At 42.1% G+C, this 18368-nt stretch carries 19 protein-coding genes; 3 read left to right on the top strand and 16 right to left on the bottom strand.

Annotated features, from left to right (window positions below; all coding sequences use genetic code 11):
* Positions 1-33: 33 nt before the first annotated feature.
* The 5 genes from A7P55_RS20490 to A7P55_RS20470 form a co-directional block, all read right to left on the bottom strand.
* Positions 34-423, bottom strand: a complete 390-nt coding sequence (locus A7P55_RS20490; protein WP_171553561.1) for a DUF3106 domain-containing protein — start codon at positions 421-423, stop codon at positions 34-36.
* Positions 413-736 (bottom strand): hypothetical protein, encoded by a 324-nt coding sequence (locus A7P55_RS20485; protein WP_171553560.1) that lies wholly within the window; start codon positions 734-736, stop codon positions 413-415. The genes A7P55_RS20490 and A7P55_RS20485 overlap by 11 nt, the downstream gene beginning before the upstream one ends.
* Positions 723-1340: an RNA polymerase sigma factor gene (locus tag A7P55_RS20480; protein WP_171553887.1), complete on the bottom strand. Its 618-nt coding sequence runs from the start codon at positions 1338-1340 to the stop codon at positions 723-725. The genes A7P55_RS20485 and A7P55_RS20480 overlap by 14 nt, the downstream gene beginning before the upstream one ends.
* Positions 1341-1499: 159 nt before the next feature.
* Positions 1500-2276 (bottom strand): RNA methyltransferase, encoded by a 777-nt coding sequence (locus tag A7P55_RS20475; RefSeq protein ID WP_004805656.1) that lies wholly within the window; start codon positions 2274-2276, stop codon positions 1500-1502.
* Between the two features lie 57 nt (positions 2277-2333).
* Positions 2334-3305, bottom strand: coding sequence for a class 1 fructose-bisphosphatase (locus A7P55_RS20470; RefSeq protein ID WP_171553559.1), 972 nt, complete (start codon positions 3303-3305; stop codon positions 2334-2336).
* A 177-nt stretch (positions 3306-3482) separates the two neighbouring features.
* On the opposite strand from A7P55_RS20470, the gene A7P55_RS20465 reads away from it, so the two are divergent.
* Positions 3483-3668 (top strand): NF038105 family protein, encoded by a 186-nt coding sequence (locus A7P55_RS20465; protein WP_016540876.1) that lies wholly within the window; start codon positions 3483-3485, stop codon positions 3666-3668.
* Between the two features lie 58 nt (positions 3669-3726).
* On the opposite strand, the gene pal is transcribed toward A7P55_RS20465, so the two are convergent.
* The 11 genes from pal to A7P55_RS20410 form a co-directional block, all read right to left on the bottom strand.
* Positions 3727-4293 (bottom strand): peptidoglycan-associated lipoprotein Pal, encoded by a 567-nt coding sequence (pal, locus tag A7P55_RS20460; protein ID WP_016540877.1) that lies wholly within the window; start codon positions 4291-4293, stop codon positions 3727-3729.
* A 22-nt stretch (positions 4294-4315) separates the two neighbouring features.
* Positions 4316-5599: a Tol-Pal system beta propeller repeat protein TolB gene (gene tolB, locus A7P55_RS20455; protein WP_016540878.1), complete on the bottom strand. Its 1284-nt coding sequence runs from the start codon at positions 5597-5599 to the stop codon at positions 4316-4318.
* Positions 5600-5698: 99 nt separating this feature from the next.
* Positions 5699-7114, bottom strand: a complete 1416-nt coding sequence (gene tolA / locus A7P55_RS20450) for a cell envelope integrity protein TolA (RefSeq protein ID WP_171553558.1) — start codon at positions 7112-7114, stop codon at positions 5699-5701.
* A gap of 3 nt (positions 7115-7117) precedes the next feature.
* Positions 7118-7570 carry a protein TolR gene (tolR, locus tag A7P55_RS20445; RefSeq protein ID WP_016540880.1) on the bottom strand — a complete coding sequence of 151 codons (453 nt, stop codon included), beginning with the start codon at positions 7568-7570 and terminating at the stop codon, positions 7118-7120.
* Positions 7570-8268, bottom strand: a complete 699-nt coding sequence (gene tolQ / locus A7P55_RS20440) for a protein TolQ (RefSeq protein WP_016540881.1) — start codon at positions 8266-8268, stop codon at positions 7570-7572. Before tolQ ends, tolR begins: the two co-directional genes overlap by 1 nt.
* A 24-nt stretch (positions 8269-8292) precedes the next feature.
* On the bottom strand, positions 8293-8700 hold the full coding sequence (ybgC, locus tag A7P55_RS20435; protein WP_004654599.1) for a tol-pal system-associated acyl-CoA thioesterase: 408 nt from the start codon (positions 8698-8700) through the stop codon (positions 8293-8295).
* 91 nt (positions 8701-8791) lie between these two features.
* Positions 8792-9454 (bottom strand): hypothetical protein, encoded by a 663-nt coding sequence (locus A7P55_RS20430; protein WP_171553557.1) that lies wholly within the window; start codon positions 9452-9454, stop codon positions 8792-8794.
* A gap of 13 nt (positions 9455-9467) precedes the next feature.
* Positions 9468-10466: a Holliday junction branch migration DNA helicase RuvB gene (gene ruvB, locus A7P55_RS20425; protein ID WP_008941766.1), complete on the bottom strand. Its 999-nt coding sequence runs from the start codon at positions 10464-10466 to the stop codon at positions 9468-9470.
* A 7-nt stretch (positions 10467-10473) separates the two neighbouring features.
* Positions 10474-11079 (bottom strand): Holliday junction branch migration protein RuvA, encoded by a 606-nt coding sequence (gene ruvA / locus A7P55_RS20420; protein ID WP_005274094.1) that lies wholly within the window; start codon positions 11077-11079, stop codon positions 10474-10476.
* Positions 11080-11088: 9 nt separating this feature from the next.
* Positions 11089-11757: a hypothetical protein gene (locus tag A7P55_RS20415; RefSeq protein ID WP_065342398.1), complete on the bottom strand. Its 669-nt coding sequence runs from the start codon at positions 11755-11757 to the stop codon at positions 11089-11091.
* A complete protein-coding gene (locus A7P55_RS20410) occupies positions 11757-13097 on the bottom strand; it encodes a deoxyguanosinetriphosphate triphosphohydrolase (protein ID WP_171553556.1) in 1341 nt (446 codons plus the stop codon). The genes A7P55_RS20415 and A7P55_RS20410 overlap by 1 nt, the downstream gene beginning before the upstream one ends.
* Before the next feature lie 173 nt (positions 13098-13270).
* Between A7P55_RS20410 and A7P55_RS20405 the strand changes: the two genes are divergently transcribed.
* Together A7P55_RS20405 and purL are read left to right on the top strand one after the other, a co-directional pair.
* The gene (locus tag A7P55_RS20405) at positions 13271-14344 is read left to right on the top strand and encodes a hypothetical protein (protein WP_171553555.1); all 1074 of its coding nucleotides are present in this window, start codon (positions 13271-13273) and stop codon (positions 14342-14344) included.
* Positions 14345-14481: 137 nt separating this feature from the next.
* The gene (gene purL / locus A7P55_RS20400; protein ID WP_171553554.1) at positions 14482-18312 is read left to right on the top strand and encodes a phosphoribosylformylglycinamidine synthase; all 3831 of its coding nucleotides are present in this window, start codon (positions 14482-14484) and stop codon (positions 18310-18312) included.
* Positions 18313-18368: the final 56 nt, after the last annotated feature.

Here is an 18368-nt window from a genome sequence, read left to right as displayed (position 1 = left end):
CGCTATTTTTTATTTTTATAAATAAATTAAAAATTAGTGTTCAGCATATTTAGTAAGATATTCTTCTCTGATATTGACACGTTCTTCGTTACTGGCATTTAGCATGCGTTTACGTAGCGTGTTACGTTCTTGCATACTCATTTTTTGCCATACATCACGCATTTTCTGTTTTTCATCTTCAGGTAGTTGCGTAAACCATTCCATCCGTTGTTGCAGTTGGGAACTTTGGTTGGTCGGAATTTCTTTCAAGGTTTGATAACGTTTGATTAAAACACGCTGCTCTTCAGGTGATAAGTCATCCCAAGCTTCTTCAGCTGCCGGTTTATTCGGTTTAGAGAATACCCAAAAGCGTTCTGAACCTGCAAAACTGGTTTGTAATAAGCCGAGTGTACACACAACAAGTGCTAATTTTTTAGCTGCCATGTGGAACTTTATCCTCACCTAAGACCAATAACATTTCCATATCTTCAACCATTTGCGGTGAAAGTTTTGGATTTACCACAACCTGATTTTGAGGTTGGTCCGCCAATTGCAACGAGCTAGGCAGAACCACAATCCCCATGAGGGCAGCAGCAAACGCAAAACCAGTCATTTTCCAAATACTGTAATAAGAGGTTGGTTTCTTTTGTACAGTATCAAGAACATGATTCATCACCATCATTTTATTGCGGTGCTGTTCTTTCGCAAGTTGGTCGAGTCTGGATGTCACATGTTTCGTGAACTCATCTTTTTTCATCTGATGATCCTCCCGTGTGCGGGTTTAAATGCTCTAAAGCAATTCTGAGTCCCTGAATCGCACGGTGGTAATGTGTTTTCACACTGCCTTCACTGCAATCCATAATCTGTGCTGTGGTCATGGTGTCGAAACCTTCCCATGCTCTTAGCATAAATGCTTGTTGTTGACGAACGGGTAATTGATTGACTGCAGCTTGAATTTCCTCCATCGTGACTTCTTGATCAAGAAATTCAAACGGATTAGGGGTCGATTCATCCACAACATCAATGATTTCTTCGTCATCATCTAAACTAATTTTTTTAAATAATGAAAATGGGCTAGCACGACGAGCTTCTTTACGTCGCCAATCCTGAAGTTTGTTATTTAATATGGTGTAGAACAGGGGATACCATTCTTCTATATTTTTATCAGCATATGACTTGTGCAATGAAATAAATGCTTCTTGCACTAAATCCATCGCAATGCCTTGTTGTCCCTGCGTTGCGCTTTCCATCATAACCAAGGCACGACCTGTAACGTCTTGCATAAAAAAACGCAGACGTTGTTCAACGGTACTGCGATCAGTACTGTTTTCGGTTCGAGCCTGTTTCGGTGCTAAATCCATAGAGATGGAAAATCCTGTCATGGATACCCACCATTAATTCCAATTCATTAATCATATAACGTTGAAAATGGTGGGCGCGTTGACAACTTAAGCAATTATTTTTAGTAGTGTAATTGATTTTCTCAGTAAAAAAATCGTAATTAAAATAATTTAACGTTTTTACTGACGTTGACGAACCATTTCAAAAAAGCATACTGAGCCTGCAATTGCGACATTAAGTGACTCTTGTCCACCAGGTTGAGGGATCGCCACTGCTTGAGCATGCTCAAGTGCATAGTCACTCGCACCTTGACCTTCGTTGCCTAAAATCCAGACGCATGCTTGAGTTAAATCTTGGCTATATAAGCTGGTTGAGCGGTGTGAACTGGTCACAAAAACTGGAATTTGAAATTTCGGAAGAATATCCGTGAGCTGGAAGTTTTCAAAACATTGAAGACTAAAATGAGCACCCATCCCTGCTCGAAGCACACGTGGAGACCACAGTGCAGCTGAACCTTGTGTACAAATCACCTGTTTGATATTTGCAGCGGCAGCAGAGCGGAGGAGTGTACCTACATTTCCAGGATCTTGAACATTTTCTAGAATTAAAGTGTCGGCCTTAAAATCAATGGTAGCAGCAGTTTTGGGCAGGTCGACAATCGCTAGACATGGAAGGGTTGTGCCTAATGTGCTTAAATCTTTATACAGGACTTCACTGATAACGAAGATGTGAGCTTGATGGAGTTCAATCACCTCTTGTAAATCTGGATGTTCTAAGGCTTGTTCGGTGGTAAAAAGAGAAAATATTTTTTTCTGCTGTTGCAACCAAGCCAAGCACAGATGTGTACCTTCTAGAACGGTTTGCTGATGTTTTTTTCGGGCACTGTTGAGCTCGATCAGACCACGCAAATGTTTGATTTTTGCATTGTCTTTGGATTCTAGGAAAATAACCGCCATAAGATAAACATCCAAAAGGGCATCATAACTTTATAATGCCCTGATTATAAAAAGTAATTAGTGGTAGCTTGTTACGCGTTCTACTTCGTTTTTAGAGCCAATAATAACAGGAACACGTTGGTGTAGTTCTGTTGGTTGGATATCCATAATACGAACACGACCTGTTGTAGATGCGCCACCTGCTTGTTCAATCAGCATGCTCATTGGGTTTGCTTCATACATCAAACGTAAGCGGCCTGCTTTCTTCGGATCTTTTAAATCGTAAGGGTAAAGGAAAATACCACCACGGCATAGAATACGGTGAATATCACCGACCATACATGCAACCCAACGCATATTAAAATCTTTTTCACGGACTGATGTTTTACCCGCTAAAAGCTCATCAATATAACGTTTCACAGGGTTTTCCCAGTGACGTTGATTTGATGAGTTAATTGCAAACTCTTGTGTATCCGCCGCAACTTGTACTTGTTCAGTGGTTAATAAGAAACTTTGAGTGGTTGGATCGAAAGTAAAGAACACCACACCTGCGCCCACAGTAAGCGCTAACATGGTCGAAGGACCATAAAGCACATAACCCGCAGCAACTTGTTCAGTACCTGCTTGCATAAAGTCGGCAGATTGAGTCACAGCATTCTTTGCAGGAAGGATAGAGAAAATCGTACCCACACACATATTAATGTCGATGTTGCTTGAACCATCGAGTGGATCGAATAAAACGAGATATTTACCATTTTCCTGAGCAGGGGTGAAATCATCTAACTCTTCTGAAGCTAGACCGCCGACTTGTGGGTGTGCTTTTAAAGCATCAATGAGGTAATCATTAGAAATAACATCGAGTTTCTTTTGTGTTTCGCCTTGAACGTTCTCGTTGCCTGCACTGCCCAAAATACCAGCTAAAGCACCTTTTTGAAGTGCCTGATCAATGGTTTGGCATGTAGCAGCAATGGTTTCGATCACTTGTGCCAACTCTGGAGTCAAATTCCCATTATGTTGTTCTAGGTATTGGGTCAAATTAAGGTTTGACATATTGAATAGCTCCGATTTAGCCGCGTCAAAAATTGATAAAAAAGAATGAGGGTATTCTAGATGAGATCGTGCAAAAATAAAAATTATCTTACTTTATTTATGTTGCTTTTATGATTACAAGCACGTTATTACATGCTATGTTGCATAGATACTAAACAGGATGTTTGGAGGTTAAATATGACAACCAAGAATTTTGAGGCAACGCCCACGCCGAGCGAACCGATTAGCTTAGATACGATTTCCAAAGAAAATGTGCAGGATGCATGGAAACAGTATGAGGCGAAGCCAGAATACAAAGAGTTTAACAAGCATGATTTGATTGAGTCGATGCAAAACAAGTCTGACCCTCAATCTTCGTCTTGATGAATGATATAAAAATGCTCACATGAAGTGAGCATTTTTATTTAAAGCGGAACCACGGTTATTTTAATAGTGGTGGAACAGCTTCGTAGTTGATTTCTACACGGCGATTTTCTTTCCATGCAGCTTCATCATGACCTGCGTTCACTGGTGATTCTTTACCATAGCTAACTGCTTCAAGTTGCTGTGGGTTTACACCATTGGTAATCAAAAAGCTTTCAACCGCTTTTGCACGGCGTTCGCCAAGTGCCATATTGTATTCACGTGTACCACGCTCATCGGTGTGACCTGTAAGGGCAACACGAGAGTTAGCATTGGCAACTAAGAATTGAGCATGTGCTTGAAGGGTTTGATAGTCTTCATTCGATAAGTCACTGCTGTCATAGTTGAAGTGAACAACGCGCTTAGCCAAGAAGGCTTTATTTGCAGCAGTGACGCCTTTTGAAGATGCGCCCGCCAAGTTTTGCGCGTTTAATGCTGCATCTTCACTTAAACCATCTGTACTGACTGTGGTTGAGCCATTTGGATTGGTACCAGTGGTAATATCAGCAGCAGGTTTACGACTTGCACAACCTGTGAATACAAGCGTAGCAGCAATCAGCGGAAGCGTAAGATATTTAATGTTCATATGATTCTCCAATCGATTAAACTTATTTTGGTGCCCAAGCTGGTTCACGAACTTCACCTTGTTCGCTTGGTAAATTCATGCGGAAACGGCCGTCAGTAGACATAACCGATAATAAACCACGGCTGCCTTCACGCGTTGCATAAACCACCATCTGTCCATTTGGTGAGAAGCTTGGTGATTCGTCTAAACTGGTTGGTGTGAGAATATTGGTGATACCGGTATTGATATCTTGGATTGCAACTTTGTAGTTACTGCCACTTGGGCGGTGAACTAACGCAATCTTTTTACCATCAGCACTTAAGGTTCCACGTGCATTGAATGCACCTTTGAAGGTCAAGCGTTTGACCGAACTGTCATCAAAACTATAGCGATAAATTTGTGGTGAACCGCCACGGTCCGAGGTAAAGATAAATGATTTACCATCGGGTGCATAACGTGCTTCGGTATCAATCGCAGTATCATTGGTCATGCGTTGAACTTGGCGTGTGCTTAAATCCATTTGATAAACTTCAGGGTTGCCATGCATTGAAGCAGTGAACAACATTGATTTACCATCCGGTGAGAAGCTTGGGGCACCATTCAATCCACGGAAGCTGGCTAAAACTTCACGCTGGCCTGTGGCTAAATCTTGTAAATAAATTGCAGGACGCTTAGTTTCAAATGACACGTATGCAATTTTCTTGGCATCTGGTGTCCAAGCAGGAGACAGAATAGGATCTCGTGAGGTCAGGACAGTTTTAGGCTGTTCGCCGTCTGTATCTGCAATCTGTAAGGTATAGCGCTGAGCAGGCGTGGCCTGATTACGCAGTACATAGGCAATACGACCGCTAAAGTCACCTGCAATACCTGTCAATGCTTGATAGATGGTATCACTGATCATATGACCCGCTTGGCGAATACGTGAGCTAGGTACAGTCAGCACTTCATTGAGTAAATATTGTTGTTTTTGTACATCATAAAGTTGGTAATGAATTTCAAATGTGTTGGCATCAACGGCTTTCATTTGCCCAACGACAACATAAGGTACACCTGCATTTTGCCAATCACCCGCTTGAACCTGATTAAGGCTTGCGGTTGCTGGTAAATTTTGAGATGCGCTGGTAAAGCGGCCTGAACGATTTAAATCACGCTCGACAATCGGATAGATTGCGCTGTCATTAGCAAACGGTACAATTGCGATTTTCGGCGCTTGTTCAGGTGCTTTGGCAATTTCAAGCTGTAACTGCGCAAATGTTGCTGTTGGAACAACTGCGCTAATTGCTGCGAAAACTGCTAAGGAGAGTAGGTGTTTACGAGTCTTATCCATAGTTACAATTACTTGCATTCGTATTTTTGTGGCTGTTGATTATTTAACATAGTTACAGGCTTTGTGCTATTAAAAGCCTGTAACGTTAACTATTCATTACTATTTTGCAGTAAAACTTGAAGTAAAGCTTCTAGCTTCACGGCGAGCAACTGGATCATCTGGCATTGGATAGGGTGCAGCAGCCCGAATTGCAGCCTCTACACTGGCTTTAACGTCTGGGTCACTTGCTGTTACGACAACTGATAAAACTGAACCACTATCGCTTAATGTCACGCGTGCGCTGGCACGTTGACCTGAAGAACCTGCTGGCATATTCCACGCACGATAGATTTTTTGTTCAAAATCTCGTTTCGCAGTTGATGCAACGCGTTTTGCATCGGCCTTTTTCTGAGCCGCTTCTTGTTCAGCTTTTTTGGCAGCTGCGGCTTTGGCATCTGCTTCAGCTTCGGCTTTACGTTTGGCATCTGCCTCAGCTTTGGACTTTGCGTCTGCATCTGCTTTGCGTTTTGCATCAGCATCGGCTTTTGCCTTTGCATCGGCATTTGCTTTACGTTTTGCATCAGCATCGGCTTTTGCCTTCGCATCAGCATCGGCTTTACGTTTAGCGTCTGCATCAGCTTTTGCTTTGGCGTCTGCATTCGCTTTGCGTTTCGCATCTGCCTCAGCTTTAGCCTTGGTATCTGCTTCGGCTTTACGCTTCGCATCTGCGTTGGCTTTCGCTCTCGCATCGGCCTCAGCTTTACGTTTTGCATCGGCTTCAGCACGTGCCTTTGTATCAGCATCGGCTTTACGCTTCGCATCTGCGTTGGCTTTTGCTCTCGCGTCGGTCTCAGCTTTACGTTTTGCCTCAGCTTCAGCACGCGCCTTGGCATCTGCCTCAGCTTTGCGTTTAGCATCCTGTTGCGCTTGAAGTTTTGCGTTTTCGGCAGCTTTTTGCTGTCTTAATTTCGCATCTTGCTCCGCTTTTTGGCGCGCCTTAGCTTCAGCCTCTGCTTTGGCATTTTGTTCAGCTCTACGCTTCGTATCTGCTTCAGTCCTCGCTTTTGCCTCTGCTTGGCGTTTCGCTTCAGCGTCCGCACGTTGCTTTTGTGCTTGAGCTTCTGCAAGTTTACGTTGTTCTTCAACTTGCTGTGCATGAGCAGCTTCATCTGCTTTGCGTTTTTGCTCAGCAAGTTTGGCTTGCTGTGCCTGTTCAGTTTTTTGCTTTTCAGCCGCAAGTTGTTGTGCAGTTGGTGGCGGAGGGGTTACAGGAATATTTTCAGGAAGTGTTGTATCCACGACAGGGCTTTGCACTTCTTCTGCCTGATGTTCAGCAGAGACTTGTTGCTCAGGTTGCTGTAAAGACTGGGGTAAATCTTCTGGCTTCACCAAAATAGTGGTCAGTTTTTTAGGTTCTTCAGGGGGTTTACTCAAGCCTAAAAACAGTAAGCCAACAATTGCGATTGCATGGACACCGAGTGTGAAACCCAGTGCAATCGCATTTTGTTTAAAAGGTGGCTCTTGAAATTTTTTCATAGCTTATTTTAACGGCTCTGTCAGTAAGCCAACTTGAGTAAGGCCTGCTTCTTGTAGACTCGCCATCAGTGAAACAACTTCACCATAAGGACGAGATTTATCACCATTGACCAATACAGTCAGTTGTTTATTGTCCTGTTCAGCTTGCGTCTGGGCTTCACTTAAAACAGTTTCAAGTTGTTCAAGCGAAAGGGGATCACTGCCTTTGTACTCTTGATATTGCAAAAAGATATTGCCATCTTTACCAATGGTCACCATGGCTGGCATATCTTTGGATTCAATTGGATGATTGTTTGCTTGAGGTAAATCGACCTTAATACCACTGGTGATCATGGGTGCTGTCACCATGAAAATGACCAACAGCACCAACATGACATCGATATAAGGAACGACGTTCATGTCGCTTTTCAGTGGTTTTTTAATCCGTTCAAAACGTCCAGATCGTTGAATCGCCATTATGCATCTTCCTGTGTCGTTCCAATCGCTTGACGCTGTAAAAGGGCAACCATTTCTTCTGCGAATAATGCACGATCTGAATAAGTTGCTTCACCTTTAGCGGTAAAGTGGTTAAACGCAAGTACAGCAGGAATTGCTGCAAATAAACCAATCGCTGTTGCAATCAGGGCTTCTGCAATACCAGGTGCAACAGTTGCCAAAGTCACTTGGTCAACAGCAGCAAGACCGATAAAGGCATTCATGATGCCCCAAACTGTACCGAACAGGCCGATATAAGGCGCAACTGAACCAATACTGGCAAGCGCACCTAAACCGACTTCCAAGCCGCCTTGATCACGGCTTAAGCCTACACGCAGGATACGTTCAGTTCCCTCGATGGTTTGAGTGGTATCTGCTTTACGTTTTTGTAGCTTAAAAAACTCACCGAGGCCTTGATAGAAAATATCTTCTAGGCCACGGCGTTTAGAGTTCAGTTGAGCATTATTGTAAAGCGTATTTAATTCGGCACCTGACCAGAACATTTTTTGAAAATGCTCATCCTCTTGTTCTGCTTTTTTAAAGCCCATATACAATTTGGCAATTAAATACCAGCTATAAATTGAAGAGAGTAGCAGGATCAGCATGACCAGTTGTACAACAGGACTTGCTTGTAAAATTAGGTCAGAAATATGCAGGGAAGATTCTAAGTTAGTTGCCATAAGTTGCTGTGCCGAAAGTTTATTTTAGTCCTGTGCTAATTCTTTTTGAATCAGATCACGAATTTCATCAGGAAGTCTACGTGGCATTAACTCTTTGTTTAAACATGCCAACACAACCTCACCTGAAGCCAGCAAGATTTCACCACGATAAATATTTTGTTGCAACACAAAAGATGCGGCTTTACACGAAATAACACGTGCTGTAACGGTAATTAAATCATCCATTAATATTGGGCGTACATATTTAACAGCAATTTGATGTACTACGAAGTTGTAATCTTTTTGATGCCAATAATGGTCAACACCTGCTGCACGTAGCCATTCGGTACGAGCACGCTCCATAAAACGGATATGATTGGCATGGTAAACGATACCGCCTGCATCTGTATCTTCGATATAAACGCGAATGTTGAACTCAAAATGATTTGCCATGATAAAAATCCATTCTTGATACGAGGTGTTGAATAGTGTCGCAGTTTAGCATATTGATTTTTGGGGCAAATGGCACAACAGATCAAGCAAGCTATTCGTTTGAGTTTTTATCTAAGATTAAAGTCTGCGTTGCATAATCTTCTAAATGTTCAGCAAAATAGCCTGCAACAATCAAGGTTTTTAGAGGATCATCTTTTACTTTGTTGTATTGAATGTAATCTTTTACACGGTCGTATAGCATACATAAACCTAAAAAACCAACTGCAAAAATGATAAATACCAACCATTCTGGGGCTTGGTTAAATAAGTAAAGTGAAATGCCGAGCATACAGCAACTGATCAATAGAATTGCCAAGTTTTTCAAAGTCAGTATAGGTTTGCGCGGTGGGCGATGTTCCTCGACCATCTGCTTTAGATCGTCTTGAAAGCATAATGAAATAAAGATTGTAGCGTGTGTATGGTCAAAGGCAAGGCTTGTGAGTGACCAGTTCAAATGTGAGGTAGTGTTGAATTGTTCAAGCTGCTCACTAGAAAGGGAAACAGCTTGTTGTGTTGAATCGACAAATTGACAAGAGAGTGACAATGCAGAATGAGCTTGGAGAAGAGCATCTAAAAATTGTCTTTGTTCTTGGCGATATTCCGAAAACATCACATATCGAGGCAACTCTTCGATAGGCGGTAAATCAGAAATAACGTCTTGATACGATACTTTAATTCTTTCTATAAGTTGTTGTTCATCTAGGGCTTGAGTCATGATTTATCTATATTTATGATTCAGGTGGTGTCATACCAAATTGTAAATATGCCATATTGGTTGCAATACGGCCACGTGCGGTACGCATCACATAACCTTGTTGAATCAAATAGGGCTCAATTACGTCTTCAAGTGTGCCGCTGTCTTCTGCCATGGCTGCGGCTAAGGCTTCAACACCAGTTGGTCGACCCTCAAAGCGTTCCAGTAACATACTGAGATAACGCCGATCGAGCGTATCTAAACCAGCTTTATCGACATTGAGCATGTCCAAAGCCCGTTGCGCCATATCCTGAGTCACTTCACCAGTGCCTTTGACTTGGGCATAGTCACGGACACGACGTAATAATCGATTGGCAATACGGGGCGTCCCGCGTGCACGACGGGCGATTTCTGTTGAACCTTCATGAGTAATCGGCACATCCATTAGGTTCGCTGAACGGGTCACGATATGGGTCAGGTCTTCAACTGAATAGAACTCTAAACGCTGTACAATCCCAAAACGGTCACGTAACGGGGAGGTGAGCAAACCTGCACGTGTTGTGGCTGCGACTAAAGTGAAGGCTGGCAGATCGAGCTTGATTGAACGAGCCGCAGGGCCTTCACCAATCATAATATCCAGTTGGTAATCTTCCATGGCTGGATAGAGAATCTCTTCAATCACGGGTGAAAGACGATGAATCTCGTCAATAAACAGCACATCACCTTCTTCTAGATTGGTGAGCATTGCGGCTAAGTCACCTGCACGTTCCAATACCGGGCCAGAAGTTGATTTTAAATTACCGCCCATTTCTCTTGCGATAATATTCGCCAACGTGGTTTTACCTAAACCTGGTGGACCAAAGATCAAGGTATGATCCAGTGCTTCACCACGACCACGCGCTGCACCAATGAAGATTTCCATTTGCTCACGAACCACGGGCTGACCAATATAGTCAGCCAATGAGGTTGGGCGAATGGCACGATCAAAATGATCTTCAGGCTTTTCTGTTCCGCTAATAAGACGATCTTGCATATATCTATTACTTCATCATGGATTTGAGCGCAGCACGGATAATGTCAGCCGATTCAGTATAGTCTGCTTTGACTGCTGCCACTGCTTTTTGTGCTTCTGCTGGTTTATAACCCAGCGATTGTAAAGCGGCTTCAGCTTCGGCAACTGGTGAATTTGCCATAAATTGAATTTGAGCAACTGCTGCATTCGTGGTACCGCCGGTTGAATGCGCTAATGCTTTGAAACGATCACGTAATTCAATCATTAAGCGTTCTGCAGTTTTCTTGCCCACGCCAGGGACTTTAATCAGCGTATTAATATCATCATGTTCAATCGTGTGAATCAGTAGCTCAACACTTAATGTCGATAAGATGCCCAAAGCCATTTTAGGACCAACGCCATTCACTTTGAGTAGTGTACGGAAAATGGTTTTTTCTTGTGCATCACTAAAACCATAAAGTTGCTGAGCATCTTCACGAACCACTAAGTGCGTCCATAAAGTGACTTTCTGTCCTTTTTGTAATTGGCAAAATGTCGAAAGTGGTGTGTCAATTTCATAGCCAACGCCGTTTACGTTGAGTAATACGGTTGGGGCTTCTAGGGCAAACACTTCGCCAATTAAACATCCGATCATTGAGTCTTTTCACTTATTTGTTAATGGTTGAATAGTAGATGCCATTTGTTCTAAACGCAAAATGGCTTTGAGAATTTCTTTACGATTTCGTGTGGATTTTATCCAAGCAGGTAAACGGGAAAAATAACTACCATTTCCTGTTTGAGAGGTTCGCTCTCGCAACCCAGCTTGAATATATGTTTTTAGCTCTTTTAAGTGCTCAATATTATAAACGGAAATCTCCCCATGCCGAGTTGGGGTTTTTAAATATAGTTCTAAGCCATAGATTGTGCGGCCCATATTTTGATCCATAATAAAATTAAGCCCAAATTGGTCAAATTTTGAGATATGTTGGCAAAGGTGGCATCTTGCCTGAATAAATGGTGGTAATGAACCTGCATTAAGCAGCTTTTGCTTTGCGCTTAACCATGCTCCACCACATTTTTGACAACGTTTGTACGTTGTAGCGTAATAATGACCATTATGAAGCTGAGCAGTATCACTTTGGCTTGGATTAATTTGGTAAGCACAATGTAAACAACTCAATAAAAATATACCTTGATACCTATTTTTTTTAGGTGTTTGTGGTTCTTTGTATTTTAAAATACATGGCTGATTGCACTTAGGGCATTTAACCCATTGATCAAGATAAATAAAATTTGATAGATAAACTCCATTATCTACATGCCGCTCCAGCATTAAAAGAACCCTATCTTATTGCCTTGCAACTCTTGAGCCAGACTATAAGCCTGATGATCCGAGAACTTACTAATAATATCGAGAACTTGCATAATATTATTATAGTGGTTGTTTTGCAGATTTACCCCTGAATGTTGCAAAATAGACATTAAGCGTTGCTCTTTAAAGCTTAAGGTTTTATGTGGCATGGTCAGTGGGATAAAGGCATCCAGAATGGTTTGTAGGCTTTGATGGGCAATAATCTCTAAACCAGATTTTTGAGGATGCTCAAAAATACGGTCTTTGGCCAGATTTTTTGCAGTTTGAATGCCTGCTTCAATATCGGGTGAGCAATATTGTAATAGGCTACCTTTAAGCTGGCCGGTTAAAATTTCATAATGATGCTTGGCGAAAGCGGTGGTGACTTCATCGACGAGACGCTTCATTACACGACCGCGTAAAGCTGCAATCTTTTGCTGCCAAGTGGTATGCGGTAAATGTAATTCTTCTGGATAACCATAATCAGCAATCAAATTCAGAAAAATCGGCTCAACTTCAGCATAGTTCAACATATTGAGAATGATGCCATCTTCTAAATCAATCAGGGCATAACAAATATCATCAGCCGCTTCTAATAAATAGGTCAGCGGATGACGACAATAATGGTATTCACCAAGCTGAATGAGACCGAGCTGTTCTGCCAACTGTCTTAAAATTTCTTTTTCAGATTGATAACAGCCAAATTTTGCCCGTTGATGCGAGGGCATATCACCTTGTTCTTCAATTGTTTTTGAGAGCCATGGATATTTTAAATAAGCACCCAAGGTGGCACAGGTTAAACGCATGCCACCATCATCAGGGTGGTAATCAATACGACTTAAAAGGCGAAGTCCTTGAGCATTGCCTTCGAATTGGCGTACATCGGCTGCCTCTTCTGGAGTGAGCCTAGCCAGAAAGTCGCGATGTGAAGCATCATCAAACCATTCCCGAATGGCATATTCACCTGCATGGCCAAAAGGAGGATTGCCAATATCATGTGCTAAGCAGGCTGCTTGAATAATCGCACCAACATCCGCAGGTGAAATCCACATCGGTAATTCATCTTTGATTTTTTCTGCGGCGAGCATGCCGAGTGAACGACCGATACAAGAAACTTCAAGCGAGTGTGTTAGACGGGTGTGAATCCCATCATGTTGAGTCAGTGGGTGAACCTGTGTTTTTCTATTTAGCTGGCGAAAACTTTGGGAAAATATAATTCTATCGTAATCTTTATGGAAAGGGCTTCGAGCCAATTCAGTACTACTTTTTTTACTACCTAAACGAATTGCAGAAAGCAATTCTACCCAACGCATTTGTTCCATTCATCATTATTCACTATGAGTTCAGGATCATGATGCCAAAAAAAAGATTAAAGCACTAGAGTAGGGCGACATAAGTTGTCTTTTAAAAAGGTACAAGCAGGGCTCATCTGGTTGCACAATAAAATAGTTTATATAATAACGGCAATAAATATAGAAAATGATTGGACATTTTAATGGGTAAGCAAAAAAACTTTTGTCTTTTTTTAATTGTCTTGCTGGCAAATGCGAATGTCATGGCTGAATGTGAACAACTTTCTGTTCAGGAGCTTGCAGATTTGGCATTTAAAGATATTCAAGATCTGCTAGTCGTAGAGCCAGAGCAAAACATAAATCCATCTGAACTCATTACGACGATGATGGTTGAAAATAAAAAACAAAATATAACGGAGAAATTTGACAAAAGTGAAATGGAGAAAATTAAATTAAAAAGCATGGATATTTTGAATATTGAAAAAGTACTTTATCAAAATCGGGTGAGTGAAGGGTTTAAGTTACCTCAGGAGACAGCAGATCGTCTTAATAAAATTCCATATTCAGTCATTTGGGTTGATGCCACAAAAACTGATGAATGTTCAGGTAAGGTGCTACAGGTTAAAGAGAAAAGATTAATCATTCCGAAAAAGGTCATTGAATATCAAAATTTATCTGGGGATAAACGATACTTGCTTCCAATTGAATTATGGAAAGTTACTGAGTCAAACAAGAGTGTTTTTTTCGAAAACCCGTATATTGAGCTTTTTCTGTTCCAGCAGACAGGGGCGGACGGATTCCAATTAGTAAGTCGGACACCCCCGCATTATGATGGATTTGAAAATGAAAATTTTGATTTGATCTATGATGAGTTAGTCAAGAATATCACCCCGCTCGGCTTAAACCGGATGGGAAGTTATTTTGAGAAAATCTATTCTCTTTTTTCATATCCCATCCCCTCTATAGCATCATGGGATATTTTGATGTTCTCAGAAGACGATTTTATTCAGAATTTTGCGTTAGATCTTTCACGAGAGAATACATTTACAGAAAATGTTGCTGAAAATTTACGTTATAAGTTTAGTTCTACTTTAAAAATATTAGCTCAAAAAGATCAAGAATATTTTCCAATCGAAATAAAGTATAGCGGTACAAGAATGAATCGGTATGGTGCTGTAAAACCAAATAATAAGATCGTAAGTTTGTATTTCGATCAAAATAAAAAAGTCTATTTATATAATTCATCGACTTATCAAATTTTACTCGATGAACAGTAGGCTGTTATCAAACAAATTTTGATTATTTTAAGGTAGATATGGCTAGCTGAAATGAGCCTTTCACAGTAGAATATGCGCTCTTTCATAAGTCACATTGTGGTAGGTTCGTTAGACCCACCCGTGGAGCCAAAGTCAACATGTTTATCGTGGCCGGTGCATCAGCACATTCTTCTTTCAAGAAAGCTCAACTCTTAAACCGATTAACGTCAATGAGTTCTGTTCAATCTTTTGACAGCCAGTGGGTTTATTTGTTTGATCAAGCGCTCAACGAGCAGCAACATCAATCGGCATTACAACTTTTAAACGATGGTCAATCTTTCGAACTTCGCCAAGCTGCAAGTGATGAAATCCAGATTTTAGTCACACCGCGTGTAGGGACAATCTCGCCGTGGTCATCTAAAGCAACCGATATTTTCCAAAACTGTAATACACCCATTCACCGTTTAGAGCGTGGTCTGTTATTTACACTGAAAGGTGTGAAAGAGATTTCGAACGAAGTGAAATTGGCCTTACATGACCGTATGACAGAGAGTGTTTTTGCTCAAATTGATGATGCAAAAGCTCTATTCTCAGAAACAGCACCGAAGCCATTGAACTCAATTGATATCTTGGGTCAAGGAAAAGAAGCATTAGTCAAAGCCAACAATGAGTTTGGCTTTGCTTTATCTGAGCAAGAAATTGATTACCTCACCGAAGCATTTACCAAGTTGGGTCGTAATCCAAATGACATCGAGTTGATGATGTTTGCACAAGCAAACTCTGAACACTGTCGTCATAAAATCTTTGGTTCTGAATGGACAATTGATGGTGAAAAACAACCATTATCTTTGTTCCAGATGATTAAAAATACTTATAAAGAATCTCCGACCGATGTGTTATCAGCATATAAAGATAACGCATCTGTGATCGTGGGTTATGACACCATGCGTTTTTATCCGAAAGCGGATGAAAATGGTCACTTCGTTTATAAATATAAGAGCCAAGCTGCTCATATTTTAATGAAGGTTGAAACACACAACCATCCAACTGCCATTGCTCCATTTGCTGGGGCTGCAACAGGTTCGGGCGGCGAAATCCGTGATGAAGGTGCAACGGGTCGTGGTGGTAAACCAAAAGCGGGTTTAACAGGCTTTACTGTTTCGAACTTAAATATTCCTGGTTTTGAACAGCCTTGGGAAGATAACTACGGTAAACCTTCACGTATGGCTTCGCCATTACAAATCATGATTGAAGGTCCATTGGGTGGCGCTGCGTTTAATAACGAATTCGGTCGTCCAGCATTGAATGGTTATTTCCGTACTTTTGAACAGAATGTCAATGGTGAAGTGAAAGGCTTCCATAAGCCAATCATGATCGCTGGTGGTTACGGCAACATTCGTCCTGACCATGTTGAAAAAGATGCAATTCAACCGGGTGACTTGCTCATTGTGTTGGGCGGTCCTGCAATGTTGATCGGTCTTGGTGGTGGCGCAGCGTCTTCTGTAGACAGCGGTACCATGGGTGAGAGCTTAGATTTTGCTTCGGTACAACGTGAAAACCCAGAAATGGAACGCCGTTGTCAAGAAGTGATTGATACCTGCTGGCGCTTAGAAGACTTTAACCCAATCGTGTCTGTACATGATGTGGGTGCAGGTGGTGTATCTAATGCTATGCCAGAACTTGTGAATGATCATGAGTTGGGTGCAGTGCTGAACCTGCGTAAAATTCCATCATTAGAGCCAGGTATGAGCCCGATGGAAATCTGGTCAAATGAAGCGCAAGAACGTTATGTGCTTGCCATTCGCCCAGAGTCTTTAGAACAATTTGAAGAAATTTGTGCACGTGAACGTTGTCCGTTTGCAGTATTGGGTGAAGCGACTGAAGCGCGTCACTTAACGGTTGAAGATCCGTTGTTTGAGAACAAGCCTGTTGATATCCCAATGCAGGTGATCTTAGGCGGTACACCGCGTATGCAACGTTCATATGAAACGATTGAGCGTACAGGCAATGACTTTGACGCTGCAAAAGTTGATTTAAAAGATGCGATTTTCCGCGTATTGAAGAATCCTACAGTCGCATCTAAATCATTCTTGATCACCATTGGTGACCGTTCGATTACGGGTATGGTTGCACGTGATCAGATGGTGGGTCGCTGGCAGGTGCCTGTTGCAGATGCAGCAGTAACCACCACTAGCTTGCAAGGCTTTACAGGTGAAGCAATGGCAATGGGTGAACGCCCACCAGTAGCATTATTGAACCCTGCTGCATCTGCACGTTTAGCCGTTGCTGAAGCGATTAGCAATATTGCCTGTGCCAACATTGAACAAATCAGTGACATCAAGCTTTCTGCAAACTGGATGGCTGCGGCAGGTCAAAAAGGTGAAGACCAAGCCTTGTTTGAAGGCGTGAAAGCGATTGGTATGGAAATGTGTCCTGCATTAGGCATTGCAATTCCAGTTGGTAAAGATTCACTTTCAATGCGTACCACGTGGAACGATGGTGAAGACAAAGCGGTGACTTCGCCAATGACCGGTGTGATCACAGCATTCGCACCAGTGTTAGACGTTCGTAAAACCTTAACGCCTGAATTGAAAAATTTAGCTGATTCAGTATTGGTTCGTATTGATCTATCTAAAGGTCAATTCCGCCTAGGCGGCTCGATCCTTGCACAAGTGTATAAAGCCATTGGTTCAGTGACTCCTGATGTCGATAGTTTTGATGACTTCAAAGCATTCTTTGCCTTGATTCAAGACTGGAACAATCGTGGTGTGATTAAGGCTTACCATGATATCGGTGATGGCGGCCTATTGGCGACTGTTGCGGAAATGATGTTTGCTTCACGCTTAGGTGTGGCATTAGAAAATCAAAGCACTGAAAGTTTATTCGCTGAAGAAATTGGTGCTGTGCTGCAAATCACAGCAGCGGATTGGGCTCAGTTAGAAGTTGAAGTTGCAGCATCAAGCCTGAAAGATGCAATTGCAGTTGTGGGTCGTGTCAATACAACCGATCAATTGGCTGTCAATGGTTTGACTTTAGAACGTGCTGAATTACAACAAGCATGGGCAGAAGTATCACACCAAATTCAACGCTTACGTGACAACGTAGAAACTGCGGATCAAGAGTTTGCTTTAATTGCAGATCAAAACCACAAAGGTTTAATTGCACAAGCAACCTATGATTTAAATGAGCCTGTTGAAGCGCCGTTTATCAATACACGTCGTCCTAACATGGCGATCTTGCGTGAGCAGGGTGTTAACGGTCATGTTGAAATGGCCGCTGCTTTTGACAAAGTTGGCTTTAATACCATCGACGTACACATGAGTGACTTACTTGCAGGTCGTGTCAACTTAAGCGACTTCGAGGGTTTAGTGGCGTGTGGTGGTTTCTCATACGGTGACGTGATGGGTGCTGGTGGTGGCTGGGCGAAATCAGTCTTGTTCAATGCCAAATTACGTGACCAGTTTGAGCAGTTCTTCCATCGTCAAAATACATTCAGCTTAGGCGTATGTAATGGCTGTCAAATGATGTCTCAACTTGCACCACTGATTCCAGGTGCAGAGCATTGGGGCCGTTTCCACCGTAACACTTCAGAAGTATTTGAAGCGCGTGCCGTGAACGTTCGTGTAGAAAAATCAGTTTCGGTCTTGCTTGAAGATATGCAAGGTTCGATTTTGCCAATCGCTGTTGCGCATGGTGAAGGTCGTCTAGTTGCAACTGAACAGCAAATTGCTGCTTTAAATGCTGAGAACCAAGTGATCTTACGTTATGTGGATAGTTTGGGTAATCCAACTCAACACTATCCATTGAACCCGAATGGTTCACCTGAGGCGATTACAGGTCAAACTTCTAAAGATGGCCGTGCGACTGTGATGATGCCGCATCCAGAGCGTAACTTCCGTGCCTTACAGCATTCTTGGAAGCCAGAAGACTGGGCTGAAGATGGTGCTTGGTTACGTATGTTCCGTAACGCACGTAAATTTATTGGTTAATTAAACCCATGCAATAAGCCACCGTCAGGTGGCTTATTTCATTCAGTATAAAATAA

Origin of the sequence: Acinetobacter sp. Ac_5812 (assembly GCF_013072695.1) — a bacterium.
Lineage (GTDB): Bacteria > Pseudomonadota > Gammaproteobacteria > Pseudomonadales > Moraxellaceae > Acinetobacter.
Note: the sequence above shows the minus strand (reverse complement) of the source record. Positions and strands in the feature narration are given on the sequence as shown.